The following is a 15,112-nucleotide window of genomic DNA, read 5'->3' on the forward strand; positions in this document are numbered from 1 at the left end:
GGGCGGGGCCCTTCCCCGTACGGTACGGGCTACCGCACGGCGCGCGCCCGCTCCTTCGCCAGCCAGGGGCCGAACTCGCTCTCCAGCACCAGCCGCCCCAGCTTGCGGTACTCCTGGAGCACCGCCGTGACGAGCTGGTCCATGGTCAGCGGGGCCGCCGACTCCGCCGCGAGGTAGGCGGCGGTCACGGCGCAGGCCCGGATCGAGCCGCCCGCCAGCTCGAAGCGGTCCGCGCAGAACTCCAGGTCGAGCGAGGCGTCGCGCGGGACCGCCGGTCCCAGACAGCGGTCCCACAGCGCGAGGCGCTGGTGGGCGTCGGGCATCGGGAACTCGGCGATCACGTCGAGGCGGCGGGTGAACGCCTCGTCGAGGTTGGCCCGGAGGTTGGTGGTGAGCACGGCGATGCCGTCGAAGGACTCCATGCGCTGGAGGAGGTAGGCCGACTCCATGTTGGCGTGCTTGTCGCGGGAGTCGTTCACCTGGGAGCGCTTGCCGAAGATCGCGTCGGCCTCGTCGAACAGCAGGATGCCGTTGACGTCGGACGCCTCGGCGAAGATCCGCTCCAGGTTCTTCTCGGTCTCCCCGATGTACTTGTCGACCACCGTGGACAGGTCCACGACGTACAGTTCCATGCCCAGCTCGGCGGCGACCACCTCGGCGGACATGGTCTTTCCGGTGCCGGACTCCCCGGCGAACAGGGCGATGACACCCCTCCCCCGGCCGCCGCCCGGCCGCATCCGCCACCGGCCCAGGACCGTCTCGCGGTGGCGAGCGCGCAGGGCGAGTTCCGAGAGCCGGGTACGGGTGACCGGGGGCAGCACCAGGTCGTCCCAGCCGACGCCGGGCTCGATGCGGCGGGCGAGCCGCTCCAGGCCCGCGCCGTTCTGGGCGCGGACCGCCGCCCGCAGGTCCTCCGGACTGACCGGCCGGGGCTCCAGGACGGCCAGGCGGGAGGCGACCGTCGCGGCCCGGCGCAGCTGGCCGGAGTCGAGCCGGTAGGCGGCGGCCGCCTCGACGAGCGCGTCGTCGGCGGTGGCGTGGCCGGCGGACAGGCCGACCGCCCGGCCCGCTTCGGCGAGGGCCCGCCGCCACTGCCGCGCCATGCCGTCGGGGCCGGGGGGCGGGACGGTGACGGGCACCGGGCTCTCCGGCGTCCACAGCGGGTCCCAGTTCTTCTTGCCGTACGCGATCAGGGGCGCGGAGTCGAGCGCCGCGCACAGGGACCCGAGCAGCCGGGCCCCCTCGGGCCGTTCCGGGGCGAGCGTTTCGAGCGGGCCGAGGACCACCCCGGCCCGGCCGAGGCGGGCTTCCGTCGCCAGTGCCCTCAACAGCGTGGCCGGATCGGGTGCGGTGGCGAGTGCCGCCACGTCGACGACGAGGGGGCGCCGGCCGGCGGCGCTCAGGGCTTCGACCGCGAGGCCGTGCGGGTCGCCGCCCCGGTCGAGCAGGTGCATCAGACCGCTGCCCGTACCGAGGGCGGCCGCGATCCGGGGGACCTCGGGCCGCCCGTCCGGCTCGCACGGGCGGGTCTCCTCGCGGACGATCCCGCGCAGCCGGCCGTCGATCTCGTCGTGGCCGAGGAAATGCGCGGTGACCCGGTCGGGCACGCACAACAGACGTGAGAGCATGGGCCGTTCGGTGTCGGCGACCTCGACCAGCCCGCGCGCGACGAGCGGGGCGGCGGGCGAGAACCGGAAGCGGCCGGGGCCGGCGGCGGGCAGCCCGCAGAGCTCCAGGGCCAGGCCGATGGTGGGGCGGCGGCGGGTGAGGTCGTCGTTGAGGTAGCCGTACAGCCGCTCGAACCGGGGGTCGATGTCCGGGGCCAGGACGACGAGCAGGAGGTCGACGTCCGGCGGGGTCAGGCCGCAGCGTTCGGCCAGCTCGCCGAGCCGGCCGCCGCCGTCCGCACCGGGCGGCCCCTCCTGCCCGTACGGCGGTACGGGGGCGAACGCGTCGCGGCTGTCCAGGATGCGGCCGGCGGCCTCGGGGGTGAGGTACTGCCCCCGGTAGGGGTCGTCGGGGTCCGGGTCGGCGGCCCGGCGGGCGGCGACGGCTTCCCGGACCCGCCGCTCGACGCGCACGAGCCGTTCCCAGAGCGCCTGGGAGTCGGCCGGCTCAGCTGCTCGGTCCGCCTGTTGCACGGCCTGGGTCATCGTGCGGCGTTCCCCCGCGTGCGTCGGCCGGGCGGCAGGCGCCGTTCCCGGGGTGCGGCGAAGCCCTGCCCGCCCGGGTCGGTCGCCCCGTCGTAGCGCAGGCGGCGTCCGGGGCCGGCGGGGTCGCCGTCCCGGTGCGGTGCGGTCTTCATGACGAGGCCCTCGGTGACGGGCGGTCCTGCGGTGGTGCGTTCACCGGCCAGTGGGGCGAGGACCCGGAGGTCGATGGCGGCCTTGAGCTCGCCGCCGAGCGCGGACCAGACGTCGGAGGCGGACGGCCCGCCGGCTCCGGGGCCCGCCGCTTCCAGCTCGACGGTCAGGCCGAGTTCGGCGAGGCTGCCGGTGTGCAGCCGGGCGGGCAGCGTGTCCGCGCGGACGAGGGTGCGCAGCACCTCGGAGAGCAGGCGGTGTTCGTCCTGCGGGCGGTTGGTCCAGGCGGTGACCAGGTAGGTCAGCTCGAACCAGCGTGGCGGGGTCCGCCACCCGGTGACGACGCCCTCCGCGTCGTGCGTCTGCGCCGTGCCGGTACGCCGGCGGCCCGCGTCCTCGCGGATGCCGTGCAGGAAGACGCTGATGGTCGGGGCGGTGCGGCGGGCGGACCAGTCCTTCGTCGGGGCGTCGAAGACCAGGTCGACGCCGCTGTCCTCCAGCCCGGACTCGGCGAGCAACAGCCGCAGCCCCTCGTCGACTTCGTGGATCATCGGCGGATCACCTCGTCGGGCGGCGTGATGGTGCCGAGCACCACGAGGAAGTCCGTCTTCACCGGGCTGAATCCGGGGCCCTTCGCGATGATCTCGCGCGGCCCGGTCCGGTCCTTGGCCAGGATGAGCAGCTGGGCGATGAACGTGCCGTCCCCGAGCGGTCGGGTCGGGGACGCGGCGGCGGTGATGCCGGGCTTCCAGCTGAGGGTGACGGGCGCGCCGGGCGGGAAGTCCTTGCCGCGTACGGAGGTGACGAAGCCGGGCTTTCCGATCTCGGGCACCGCGATGATCCGGGGTTGCAGGATGCGCAGCGGAATCCGGGAGACGTTGTCGCGGAGGTTCGCGTCGGTGCCGGTGGTGGTGAGCGACGCGGTGATCGTCGTCCGCAGCGCCTTGTCGGGCGAGAGGACGACGCTGATGACCGTGGAGGCGCGGGGCGCCAGGTCGGGGAGCGTGCACGCGCCGCGGGCGCAGCCCGCCGGGAGCGCTCCGGCGGGGATGCCCCGGGGCAGTCCGAGGTCCAGCCGGAGCCCGGTGGCCAGGGCGTTCCTGCCGTTGCGCACGGTGTACGTGACGACCACCGTGCCGCCGACGTAGCCGGGGCTGGGCTGGGCCCGCACGGTGACGGCGGGGCCCGCCTCGGGCGCGGGCGGCGGGGACGCGGGGGCCGGCGGCGGGGCGGGGGCGGTGTCGTCGGCGGCGGGGTGGGCTCGGGGGGCGTCGGCGTGGGGGTCGGGGGCGGCGGGGGCGGTGTCGTCGGCGGCGGCGGGGTGGTCGGGGGCGGGGTGGGCGGCGGGGCGTCCTCGACGGGGACGATCGTGCCGGTGGCGTTGTCCGTGGGGTTCGGGTCGATGACCGCCCCGGTCACGGACCAGTCGACGCGCTGGACGCCGGTGGTGACGCCGGTCAGCCGGGCGGTGATCCTCACGTCGGTGCCGGGCGGGACGGTGCCGAGGTCGCACTGGGGGGTGCCGGGGGCGCAGGTCCCGGCGTCGGTGGTCAGTTCCTCCAGCCGTACGCCGGGCGGAACGGCGACGGTGAGGATCGTGCCGGGCGAGGGGGCGGGGCCCCGGTCGGTGACGGTGACGGTCACCTCGGTGCCGGATCCGACCTCCACGGCGGGGAGGGTGGGCGGCGCGGTCAGCGACAGGTCGACGGACTGCTGGAGGGCGGGCTCCTTCTGCCGTCCGGCGTGCGCGTTGTCGACGGGGGTCAGCTCGCCGGAGGCGATGTCGAGGACGGAGAGCTGCTCCATGGAGTTCGGGGCGGACTCCCGGCGCGCGCTGAACACGAGCCGGTCGCCGCCGGGGGTCCAGGCCACGTCGCGGGGCTGGTGGGGGCCGGTGGCGGTGGTGTCGGGGATCGGCAGGTCGCAGCCGGCCGGGTTGTCCTTCTGGACGGAGGGCAGCACGACCCGGCAGCCCCCGCCGCGCAGGGGCTTGATGACGACACCCGCCTGCTGGTTGACCCGGCCGCCACCGTCCTTGCGGTTGAACGCCACCTTCAGTCCGTCCGGCGAGAACGCGGGACTGTCGTCGATGACGTCGCAGGCGCCGGGGCAGATGGTGGCGCTCAGATCCCGCTGCCGGCCGAGGTCGGCCACCGGGACCACCCAGATGTGCTTGTTGCCGCCGTTGCCGTTGATGACGTGGTTACGGGTGAAGGCGAGGGTGACGCCGTCGGAGGACCAGGTCGGCTGGGCGTCGCCGCCCGTCCGCTGCCCCTCGGGCGGCCGGATCTCGTCGAGGATCGCCCCCGTGGCGACGTCCGCGACGAGGATGCGGCTGGGGCCCGCCGCGTCCCCCGTCCCGCCGGGGGAGGTGCGGGTGAAGGCGAGCTTGGTGCCGTCGGGCGAGAAGGCGGGGTCGGTGTCCCAGTCGTTCGGGCCGCGCCCGGCGAGCGGCAGCGCCGCCGCGTTCCTCCCGTCGGCGTCGGCCATCCAGATCCGCTCGGTCCGCCCGGCGTCGGTGTCCTCGAAGCGGGTGACGACGATGCGGCGGCCGTCGGGCGTGTAGCTCTGCCGCTCCGTCCACGGGTCGTAGCCCGCGGCCGGGTCGAAGAGGGGGTCCCGGGCGGGGTCCTGGTTGGTGCGGGCCGCCGGGTCCTCCTTGAGGATCGTGAGGCCGAGGTCGCGGGGGTCGGAGCCGTCCTGGCGGACGTCCTGGAGCGTGACGATCTGCGCGGCGGCCAGCAGTTCGTCCGGCTGCCTGACGGTCTCGGGGTCCGGGGTGATCCGGGGGACGACGACGGTTCCGGCCGGCGGGAACCAGGTGGGCGGCCCCACCTCGCGGTTCTCGTCGACCAGTTGGACCGGCGGGTTCTCGTCGAAGGCGGTGACCCGGTAGACGTGGTCGAAGTCGTCGCAGCCGCAGGTGTGGTAGGGGCTGAGGAAGACGATGTCCTTGCCGTCGGGCAGCCAGGAGGCCGACCGGGTGCCCCAGGCGGCGTGCCCGCCGGCCAGCAGCGGCCGGTCGGTGCCGAGGCCCTCGGTGGCACGCAGTTCGGTACCGTCGTCGACGTCCGGGTCCGGGTCGGTGGTGAGGGTGTACGCGACGGTGTTCCGGTCGGCGGGGTCGGTGCCCGGGTTCCAGGACGGCTCGGTGGCGTCACCGGCCCCGGCGCCCGCGTCGCTGATCCGGGTCTGCGGGCCGCCGGCGACGTCCCGCACGTAGATCTGCCACCCGAGGGCGGCGTCGCCGTCGCAGGCGTACGCGATCCTCGTGCCGTCCGGGGACCAGGTCGGGGACTCCTCGTTGTCGGCGGTGTCGGTGAGCCGCCGCAGATCCGAGCCGTCGACGCCGACCGACCACAGGTCGCGCTGGATGGTTCCGCCGGGGCCGGGCTCCGCCGAGTCGAAGACGACGGTCCGGCCGTCCGGGGAGAGTTCGGGGCGGGCCGCGTCCCGGCCGGCGGTGAGCCGGCGCACCGACCCGTCCGCCTCGCGCACGTACACCTGGGGCGCGGCGCTGTCGCGCAGACTGGTGAAGACCAGGACGTCACCGCGGGCCGAGGGGTCCTGGTCGTAGTGGGCGGGCCCGTCGCCGAACAGCGGCTCGGTGGTGTCCTGGTCGTTGGCCCGCCCGAGGCTGCGGTGGCCGGTGCCGGCGAAGGCGATACGTCCCACCTGGGCCGGATCGGCGTCGGCCTCAGCGGCGACGGCCTGGCCCGCCCCGTCCGGTGCGGCGGCCGAGCCGACCAGCAGCAGCGGCGCCAACAGCACCACGGCGCCGGTCAGTCGGCCCAGCCGGGAACGCTTCGCCGGGCCAGCAGTGCCGGTCACGGCCCACCTCACAGTCTGTCGATGACTCTCCACCGGCCAGCTTCGCGCTCGGGCGGCGGCGGAGAACAGGCCGCGAGTACCCGGACCGGGGGAAGGGACCGCTGCCCTTTGCGGCGGTGGTCGGCGGCCGGGGCGGTGACCGGGCCGTCTCCGGTGAGGCGGTCCGGTCCGCCGGGCCGTCTCCGGTGGGGCTGACCGGTCCGCCGGACCGTCACCGGCAAGGCTGACCGGTCCGCCGGACCGCCCGTGAAGCGGCCCGGTCCGCCGGGCGCGGGGCGGCCCGGGCGGCGGCCCGGCCGGAGTCGGCCCCGCGGCCCGCGCCCGGGGCGGCCTCCCCCGCCCGCCCCCCGCGCCCGGGGCGGCACCCTCAGATCAGGCCGTGCCGCATCGCGTAGCCCACCGCGTGGGCCCGGTTGCGCAGTTCGAGGCGGGTCGCGACCTCGTGCAGCACGTTCTTGACGGTGCGTTCCGAGTACGACGTCTTCCGCGCGATCTCCGCGGTGTCGCAGCCCTCCGAGACCAGCCGGATCATCTCGGCCTCACGGGCGGTGAGGGTGGACAGGGTGAGCCCGCGGGGGTCCAGAACCGTGCGCTGGAGGGAGCTGACGTGGTCCAGGAGCTTGCCGAGCAGATCGCCCGGCAGGACACCCTCGCCGTTGGCCATCGCACGCACCAGGTGGACGAGCCGGTCCTGGTCGGCCTCGGCGCGCCTGAGGACGGCGGCGACCCCGCACTCGATCATCGTCTGGAGAGCGCTCGACTCGAAGTACCCGACGACCAGCCCGGTACGGGTGGAGGTGTTGCGCTGGAGGCGGTGCAGAAGCTGGACGGTGGACTCGCCCACCGTGTCCACCACGACCAGCGAGACCTGCGCCCGGTCCGCCTCGTCCTCCGGCAGCAGTTCTATCTCGGGGCGCACCCGCAGTTGGTGGACCATGCCGGTCTGGAGGATCAGGTCCTCCGCGTACACCGCTACGGAGACCCTGCCCCCGGGCGCTCCCCCGGCGCCGGGCGTGCGGCGGTCGGCGGCGTCGGGCCTGCGGTACTGCCCGCGCGCCGCCGTGCTGTTCGTCGTTTCCGTGATCGTCATCGTTCCGTGCCCGTCTTCCTCAGGTACTTCAGCCCGATATGCCTGCTGTGCTGGTGATCGTCCGCGCCGGCCGGGCACAGGGCGAGCGGGCCCGGCGGGTGGGTGCGGGGACCCCGTGCCGGTGGGCCCGCGGGGCACCACCGCTGCCCGCCTCTTGCCCTTGCGTCTCTGCTGCCGCGCGGGGCGGGCGGCCTACCGTCGCAGAGTGACCACATCTGCCGAACTCGCAAGCCCCACGGTGACGGTGTCGCCGGGCGGTACCGCGACGACCACCCTGACCGTGCGCAACGACGGCGACATCGTCGAGGCCTACACCCTCGAAGTGGTCGGCGACTGCGCCGCCTGGACCACCGTCGAGCCGGCGCGTGTGTCGCTGTACCCGGGCACCTCCGAGACGGTGGTCCTGACCTTCGCCCCGCCCCGCTCCCACGAGGTCAGGGCGGGCGAAACCCCCCTGGCCGTACGGGTGCTGCCCGCCGAGCGCCCCGAATCGGTGGCGGTCCCCGAGTCCTCGGTGACCGTGGAGCCGTTCCACGAGCTGCGCACGGAACTGGAGCCGCGCCGCCGCCGGGGCTGGCTGGGCGCCCGGTTCCGTACCGCCGTGCAGAACAAGGGGAACACCCCGGTCGACGTGGCCCTCGCGGGGAAGCAGGACGGGGAGGATCTGCGCCTCGCCTTCACGCCGGACAGCAAGCGGCTGGAGCCGGGCGAGTCGGCGGAGACCGTCCTGAAGGTCCGGGCCCGGAAGCTGATCTGGTTCGGCGAGCCCGCCACCTGGCCGTTCGAGGTACTGGCGACCGAGGCCGTCGGAAGCGCCGCAGGGGACGCCGAGCCCCGGGCCGTGCCCGTGACCGCTGCCGAGGACGGGCAGCCGGCCGGGGCCGAGCCGCTGCCCGGGGAGTTCGCGCAGATACCCGTCCTGCCGAAGTGGCTGCTGATCGTGCTGGCGGCGCTGCTGGCGCTGCTGCTCGCATGGTTCGCCCTGGTGCGGCCCGCGGTACGGAGCACGGCCGAGCAGGCCGGGGCGAAGGCCGCGCAGGAGGAGACCGAGCGGGGCCAGGAGCAGGGGTCGACGCCGCCCGGCGGTGCGGAGAACCCGGCAGGCGGCCAGGGCGAGGGCACCGGTCCGGACGGCACGGGCCCCGGTGGGGCCGGTTCCGGACCGGGCGGGGGCGGCGGCACCGGCGGGACTGGTGGCGGCGGGGGCGGCGGGGGCGAGCAGGCCTCCAGGACCATCGACGTGCAGACCCGGGCGGGAGCCACGGCAGAAGGCGCCTACCGGGTCCCGGCCGGGAAGGTGTTCCGCGTCACGGACGTCGTGGTGGCGAACTTCCAGGGCGACGAGGGCCTCGTGACGATCTCCTTCGGAGAGAACAAGATCACGACGATCGCTCTGGAGACCTTCCGCAACCAGGACTATCACTGGGTCACCCCCATTCAGGTTCCGGAGAACGCCACCGTCACCGCTTCCGTCACCTGTGCCAAACCCGGCACTCCGGCCACCGGACAACAGGCTTCCGGGTGCCATCAGGTTCTGAATGTCAGCGGCGTACTGAGCGATCTCGCACGGTAGAAGAACGACTGAAGAACGACAGAAAGACGATAGAAGGACGGGGCAAGGGCGAAGGAGGGACGGCGAAAACCGGCGACGCCGAGCCTTCCGCTCCGCTCTCCGACGAGACAACAGCAGAATCCCGACCGAGAGGAAACCCGGCGTGCCGGGCAGTGGCGGATTCGCCCTCCCGGATAGGCCGGCGACCCCTGCCGGTTCGGTCGCCCGCGGCGTCGACAACACAGGGAGAATATCCGCTTCCCGCGACCGGAGGAACGAACAAGCCTGCTCAGACTAGGTTCTGACGATGCGGTGACCGATGGCGGGTGCCCGTTCGGAGCGCCTCCGTGCCCGTTTCCCGCCGTCACACCCGACCGAATCCACGCGCCTTCCGGGTGCATTCTGGCCGAATCGCATCACCTCGGAGCGTTTCCCCCGGCACCCCGGACGGCCCTCGGCCGCCGATGGTTTATCGGGAAAAAGAGATTCCCGACACAGGGGCTCCCCGGCGTGCCGTGTGGCCTTTCCTTCCATCCCCCGGCCGGGAAGGCCCGTTTCCGGCTGTGCGTAACACGGCGTTCTCGTTCCCGTCATGCGGGCGGTCGAATACGCGGGGGCGAACGGGAATGGAGGACAGCGGATCGGCCCGACCCGCGAGGGCAGGACCACCCGGTGTCCGAGAGTCCGGAAAGGGCAGCCTCCTTGCCCCGCGTCCAGGACTCCGGGGCCTACTCCCGGCCCGCGCGGCCGGTCAAGACTGGGCGGTGATCGAGTGACCGTCCAGAAGGAGCGAGCATGCCGTCGTACCTCACCCCCGGTGTTTACGTGGAGGAGGTGCAGTCCGGAGCACGGCCCATCGAGGGAGTCGGCACCGCGGTCGCAGCCTTCGTCGGCTTCGCGGGGACGGGGCCCTTCCACCGGCCGACGCTGGTGACCAACTGGGACCAGTACGTGCAGACGTTCGGCGCCTTCACGGCCGACACCTACCTGGCGCACGCCGTCCACGGCTTCTTCGCCAACGGCGGGGGCGCGGCCTACGTCGTGCGCATCGGCGGCCCCGCCCAGGGCGCCGACCCCGCCGGCCAGGGGTCCGTCGCCCCGGCGCCCGCACCCGTCGCCCTCGGCGGCTTCCTGGTCGCCGCCAAGCCCGGCACGGGCGACGGCCTCTCCGTGGAGATCGCCGACGCCGAGGGCGAGAACCCTCCGGAGGACCGCTTCCGGCTGCTGGTGCGCCAGGGCGGCAAGGCCGTGGAGACGTACGACGTCTCCACCCGCAAGAACGTCAAGGGCTATCTGGTCACCCAGGCCCGCGACTCCAAGCTGATCCAGGTCACCGAGCAGCCCGGCACCGCGCAGAGCCGCCCGGAGAAGCAGACCGTGGCCCTGGCCCCCGCGACGGCGGCCGCGCCCGGCAACGGCGTGGCCCGGCTCGACGCCTCCGAGTACGTGGGCGACGCCGCCGAGCGCACCGGGTTCGCCGGTCTGGAGGCGATCGACGAGATCACGATGGTCGCCGTCCCGGACCTGATGAGCGCCTTCCAGCGCGGCGACATCGACGCCGAGGGCGTCAAGACCGTGCAGCTCGCGGTCATCGCGCACTGCGAGCAGATGGGCGACCGTGTCGCCGTTCTCGACACCCCGCCCGGCATGAACGCCCAGCGCGTCCGCGCCTGGCGCAACGAGGACGCCGGCTACGACTCCCGCTACGCCGCCCTCTACTACCCGTGGGTCAAGGTCTTCGACCCGGCGAGCGGCCGCAACTCCCTGGTCCCGCCGAGCGGTCACGTGGCCGGCGTGTGGGCCCGCAGCGACAACGAGCGCGGCGTGCACAAGGCCCCCGCCAACGAGGTGATCCGAGGAGCCGTCGACCTGGAGATCCGGCTCTCCAAGGGCGAGCAGGACCTCCTCAACCCGATCGGCGTCAACTGCGTGCGCGCCTTCCCCGGCCGCGGCATCCGGATCTGGGGCGCCCGTACCCTCTCCTCCGACCCGGCCTGGCGCTACCTCAACGTCCGCCGCCTCTTCAACTACCTGGAGGAGTCCATCCTCCTGGGCACCCAGTGGGTGGTGTTCGAGCCGAACGACGACCGCCTCTGGTCGAGCATCCGGCGCAACGTCACCGCGTTCCTCACCGAGGAGTGGCGGCGCGGCGCGCTGTTCGGCCGCACCGCCGAAGAGGCGTTCTACGTGCGGTGCGACCGGAGCAACAACCCGCAGGATTCGATCGACCTCGGTCAGGTCGTCTGCGAGATCGGCGTGGCGCCGGTGAAGCCCGCGGAGTTCGTGATCTTCCGGCTCTCGCAGTTCTCGGACAGCACCAGCCTCGTCGACGAGTGACCCTCTCGGCCCCTTCCCCCAACCCGCAGCACGACCGCAACCGGAACAGGTGACACACAGTCATGGCAGAGGGCGACGCTCTTTCCACGCACATCTTCGGCGTCCAGCTCGGCGGCTATCTCGTGGAGTCCATCCAGGAGATCAGCGGCATGACCGTCGAGGAGGAAGTCGTCGAGGTCCGTCAGGTGACCGCCGACGGCAAGCAGATCATCCGCAAGCAGCCGGGCGCCCGGCAGGCGGGCGAGGTGACGATCACCCGCGGGCTCGACAAGAGCAGCGAGTTCACCACCTGGATCAAGGAGACCCTCAACAACGGGGCCGTCGACACCGCCCGCCAGAACCTCACCATCGAGATCAAGGACTCGACCGGTGAGACCGTGCGCCGCATCCAGCTGATGCAGGGCTGGGCCTCCAAATGGGAGGGCCCCTCCCTGAAGGCCGGCGAGTCCAGCGCGGCGACGGAGACGGTGACCATCACCTTCGAGGAGATCGTGGTCGAATGAGGCGCCGGACCGTTACGCCGGGGGCCGGGCTCGAAGAGACCCTGGACAACCTGGCCGCCGCGACCGCCACCCGCCAGGAGGCCCCGGCCGCCGAGGCGCCCGCCCGCGCGCCCCGGCGCGAACGGGAATCGCTCCAGACGGAGTTCACCTTCGAGCTGCCGCGCGGGTACGTCGACGACGAGGGCCGGGTGCACCGGAACGGCACCATGCGGCTCGCGACGGCCCGGGACGAGCTGAAGCCCCAGATCGATCTGCGGGTGAAGGAGAACCCGGCGTACCTGTCCGTGGTGCTGCTGGCCCAGGTGATCACGCGGCTCGGCCCGATCACCGACGTCCACACCGGGATCGTCGAGCGGATGTACGCGACCGACGTGGCGTTCCTCCAGGACTTCTACCGCCGGATCAACAGCGAGGGCCACACGCACGCCGCGGTGACCTGCCCGCTGTGCCAGGGGTCGTTCGAGGTGGACCTCTCGGGTGGGCGCCTGGGGGAATCGTGACGTACGCGCTTCCCCGGCTGCGGGAGGAGATCGCGTACGTCGCCTACCACTTCCATTGGCAGCGTGAGGACATTCTCGACCTCACCCACGGCGAGCGTCAGCAGTGGGTGCGGGAGATAGCGCGGATCAACACCCGCGTCAACGAAGGCGGGTGATCGTGTGGGGTTCGGGGACTGGCTGCGCCGGACGGACCGTCGGCGGTCCGTGGCTCCGTCGCCGGAGAGCGGAGGCGGGGGCGGGACCGGGCGTGACGACAGGTCCGGCGGGCCCGCTGCGGCTGCCGGGCACGCTGTGTCCGCTGTGTCCGCTGAAGCCGGGGACGGTGGCGCCGACGGCGGTGGCCGCAGCGGCGGTGGCCGGGACAGCGCTGGCTGGGACGGTGGTTGGCGGCGGGTGGCTCCGCCGTCGGTGACCGTCGCCCGGTCCTCGATCGGTGTGAGCGACGGGCTGCGGTTCCGCTCGCACCTGGCCTCCTGGCAGAACCCGTCCCTCGGCGGCGAACTCGGCCACGCTGTCCTGCCGTCGGCCCCGGCCGGCCTCATCCACGGGGTCGCGCGCCCGGGTTCCGCCCGCCCCTCGACGTCCCCCGGCGGCCCGCTGCTGCTCCGCGCGGTCCGGCCCGCCGAAGCCGAGGCTGCCGCCGAGTCCCCGGCGGTCTCCGGGGACCTGCCGCCCGCTTCGGCGGGAAGGGCATCCGCACGCGGTACGGGTACGAGGGCGGGGGCGGACGCGGAGAAGGGACCGGGGAGGCCGGGTCCGGGTTCGCCGCCGGTCCAGCGGTCGGCGGCTCCCGGCGCGAGCCGGTCGTCGTCGGGGGCTGCGGGGCCTGCGAGCCGGTCGGCGTCAGGGGCGGCGGGCCGGTCGTCGGGGGCTTCGGGGTCCGGATCGCGTGCCCCGAAGCCCGGGACCCCTTCGTCGTCGGAGGCTTCGGGACCGGGGAGCCCGCCGGCCCGGGGCGCCTCCGGATCTGCGGCCCGGCCGTCGTCAGCGGGCACCCCGGGGACGGTGAACGTGTCGCGCTCGGCAGCCGCGGCGGGACGTGAGGGCAGGCCCGGCAGTACGGCGAGGTCGGCGGGGCCCGCCGACCCGGCCCGGTCGGGGCCGGTATCCGGACCCTGGAACGCAGCCGGGTCCGGATCGGATTCCGGGCCCTCGGACACGGCCCGGACCGGTTCGGCGCCCCGGTCCACGGCCGGAACGGCGTCCCCCTCCCACCCCTCCGCCCCGTCCGGCTCCGCGCCCCGGTCCGGCGCGTCGGCCTCCTCGGGCTCGTCGGACGCGTACGGCGGCCCTCGCTCGTCCGGTTCGTCCGGCCCGGCCGGCTCATCCCGCTCGCCGGCCTCACCGGTCTCCTCCGACGCCTCGCACTCCTCGGGCTCCACAGGGTCGGCCGACTCGTCCGGCCCGGCCGGGTATGCGGGGGCCCTGCCCTCCTCCGGGCGGCCCACGCTCGGGCCCGGCAACAGCGCGGCGGCTGCCGTCCGCCCGCCGTCGAGGCCCGCTGCCGTGCGCCCGCAACGGCTCGCACCGCCGCTCACCGTGGCCCGACGTCCGGCCATGCCGCTGCGGCAGATCGCCGGGCTCGTGTCCGCCGCACCCGACGCTCCACCCGCCCCCGCACCCTTCCCGGCAACGCCCGTGACGACCGCGACAACCACGACGACCGCGCCCGCCGACGTCCAGCGCGCCATGTCCGGGCAGCCCGGCGGTTCGGCCCGGACGGGGCCCGACGTCCGGCGCGCCGCGTCCGGGCAGCCGGGCGCCCCGGACCGGAGAGGGCCGGGCACCCCGGACCGTCCTGCGCCCCCGCCGTCCGCCACGGGCCTGCCCACCCCCGAGGTGATACGCCCGGCCCTGGGCAAGCCGCTGCGCGAACTGCCCGCCGGGGCGCGGCGATGGGTTCCCGACGGACCGGCGGGGGTCGTCCCGTCCGGCTCCGGGGTCACCCCGTCCGATTCCGGGGGCGTGCCTCCGGCCTCGGCGGCCATGCCGGTGCCGCACCGCCCGCTGCCGGAGCCGTCGGACCCGGCGAACCCGCCGCACCCGCTGAGCCCTTCGGTGGCGGCGCCCACGGCCCCCGCGACGGCCACGCCCGCGTCGTCCGGGGCGGCCGAGGCCCCGGCACGGCGTCAGCCGTCCTCGAAGCCGTCGGAGCCCTCACCCTCGGTGCAGCGCGCACCGGCCCCGGGACCGAGCACCTCCGGTGCCACGCGGGCCCGGGGACGCGGCGGGATCGGCGCGCCGCTCCCCGCGCTGCCGCCGACCGCCCGGCTCGGCGGCGCTCCGCTGCTCGGCGATCGGTCCACCGTGACGCGCCCGGACGCGGACCGGGCTCCGGGCCCCGGCCCGGCGGCCACCGACACGGCTCCGCGCCCTGCCCCGGCACCGCCGACCGCACCCGCCCCGATGCCGGTGAGGCCCGCCCCGCCATGCCCAGCGCCCCCGCCCCACCCACCGGACCCTCCTCCGTACCCCCGGGGCACTCGTCCCTGGCCCCCGGCACCGCAGCCGGGCCCAGCGAGCCGACCAGGCCCGCAGCCGCGCCCGTCCAGCGCGCGGCCGCCGCCGCTCCCCCGTCCCCCGTACGCATCCGGCCGCTCACCCGGGACCGCACGGCGACGGCACACGGAACCGGCAGCACGGCCCCCGCCGACCCGCCCTCCCCCAGGATCCAGCGGGCACGCACCCTGCTCCCGGACCGCCCGCTGAGCACCAGCACCGGGTCCGCCGACGGGTTCTCGGGACCTCCGGCGACGCAGGGCGGGGGCTCGTCCCGCCCGGTCGTGGCGGCCACCTGGCGACGCGACGCGGAGCAGCCGGGACCGGTCGACGCCCGGTCGGGCGTCGGACCCGGCACCGCTGCCCGTCAGCCGTCGCCCTCGGCCTCGGGCTCGGGCTCGGGCTCGGGCTCGGGCTCGGGCGGCACGGTCCGGCACCCCACGGCCGGCCCGGGGCACGGGCCGGCCGCCGGTGGCGTGCTCCAGCGGCTCGTCCAG

At 74.9% G+C, this 15,112-nt stretch carries 8 protein-coding genes and 1 pseudogene; 5 read left to right on the plus strand and 4 right to left on the minus strand.

Annotated features, from left to right (window positions below; genetic code table 11):
* Positions 1–29: 29 nt before the first annotated feature.
* The 4 genes and pseudogenes from KME66_RS08280 to KME66_RS08295 form a co-directional block, all read right to left on the minus strand.
* Positions 30–2,153 (minus strand): ATP-binding protein, encoded by a 2,124-nt coding sequence (locus KME66_RS08280; RefSeq protein WP_216320593.1) that lies wholly within the window; start codon positions 2,151–2,153, stop codon positions 30–32.
* Positions 2,150–2,854, minus strand: coding sequence for a DUF4255 domain-containing protein (locus KME66_RS08285; RefSeq protein ID WP_216320596.1), 705 nt, complete (start codon positions 2,852–2,854; stop codon positions 2,150–2,152). Before KME66_RS08285 ends, KME66_RS08280 begins: the two co-directional genes overlap by 4 nt.
* Positions 2,851–6,077, minus strand: a pseudogene (locus KME66_RS08290) (hypothetical protein). The gene KME66_RS08285 and the pseudogene KME66_RS08290 overlap by 4 nt, the downstream one beginning before the upstream one ends.
* A 424-nt stretch (positions 6,078–6,501) precedes the next feature.
* Positions 6,502–7,224 carry a LuxR C-terminal-related transcriptional regulator gene (locus KME66_RS08295; RefSeq protein ID WP_073214229.1) on the minus strand — a complete coding sequence of 241 codons (723 nt, stop codon included), beginning with the start codon at positions 7,222–7,224 and terminating at the stop codon, positions 6,502–6,504.
* Between the two features lie 238 nt (positions 7,225–7,462).
* On the opposite strand from KME66_RS08295, the gene KME66_RS08300 reads away from it, so the two are divergent.
* From KME66_RS08300 to KME66_RS08320, 5 genes are all read left to right on the plus strand, one after another.
* On the plus strand, positions 7,463–8,797 hold the full coding sequence (locus KME66_RS08300; RefSeq protein ID WP_216329155.1) for a hydrolytic protein: 1,335 nt from the start codon (positions 7,463–7,465) through the stop codon (positions 8,795–8,797).
* A gap of 774 nt (positions 8,798–9,571) precedes the next feature.
* On the plus strand, positions 9,572–11,113 hold the full coding sequence (locus KME66_RS08305; protein ID WP_216320599.1) for a phage tail sheath family protein: 1,542 nt from the start codon (positions 9,572–9,574) through the stop codon (positions 11,111–11,113).
* A gap of 62 nt (positions 11,114–11,175) precedes the next feature.
* Positions 11,176–11,616 (plus strand): phage tail protein, encoded by a 441-nt coding sequence (locus KME66_RS08310; RefSeq protein WP_010060032.1) that lies wholly within the window; start codon positions 11,176–11,178, stop codon positions 11,614–11,616.
* Positions 11,613–12,116: a hypothetical protein gene (locus KME66_RS08315; protein WP_073214237.1), complete on the plus strand. Its 504-nt coding sequence runs from the start codon at positions 11,613–11,615 to the stop codon at positions 12,114–12,116. The genes KME66_RS08310 and KME66_RS08315 overlap by 4 nt, the downstream gene beginning before the upstream one ends.
* A complete protein-coding gene (locus tag KME66_RS08320) occupies positions 12,113–12,271 on the plus strand; it encodes a DUF6760 family protein (RefSeq protein ID WP_003966147.1) in 159 nt (52 codons plus the stop codon). Before KME66_RS08315 ends, KME66_RS08320 begins: the two co-directional genes overlap by 4 nt.
* The last annotated feature ends 2,841 nt before the right edge of the window (positions 12,272–15,112 follow it).

The organism is Streptomyces sp. YPW6, assembly GCF_018866325.1.
Lineage (GTDB): Bacteria > Actinomycetota > Actinomycetes > Streptomycetales > Streptomycetaceae > Streptomyces.

Excerpts from the sequence above, each read along its gene's own strand:
- KME66_RS08280 (WP_216320593.1), bottom strand. The coding sequence starts at position 2,153 with ATGACCCAGGCCGTGCAACAGGCGGACCGAGCAGCTGAGCCGGCCGAC.
- KME66_RS08285 (WP_216320596.1), bottom strand. The coding sequence starts at position 2,854 with ATGATCCACGAAGTCGACGAGGGGCTGCGGCTGTTGCTCGCCGAGTCC.
- KME66_RS08295 (WP_073214229.1), bottom strand. The coding sequence starts at position 7,224 with ATGACGATCACGGAAACGACGAACAGCACGGCGGCGCGCGGGCAGTAC.
- KME66_RS08305 (WP_216320599.1), top strand. The coding sequence starts at position 9,572 with ATGCCGTCGTACCTCACCCCCGGTGTTTACGTGGAGGAGGTGCAGTCC.
- KME66_RS08310 (WP_010060032.1), top strand. The coding sequence starts at position 11,176 with ATGGCAGAGGGCGACGCTCTTTCCACGCACATCTTCGGCGTCCAGCTC.
- KME66_RS08315 (WP_073214237.1), top strand. The coding sequence starts at position 11,613 with ATGAGGCGCCGGACCGTTACGCCGGGGGCCGGGCTCGAAGAGACCCTG.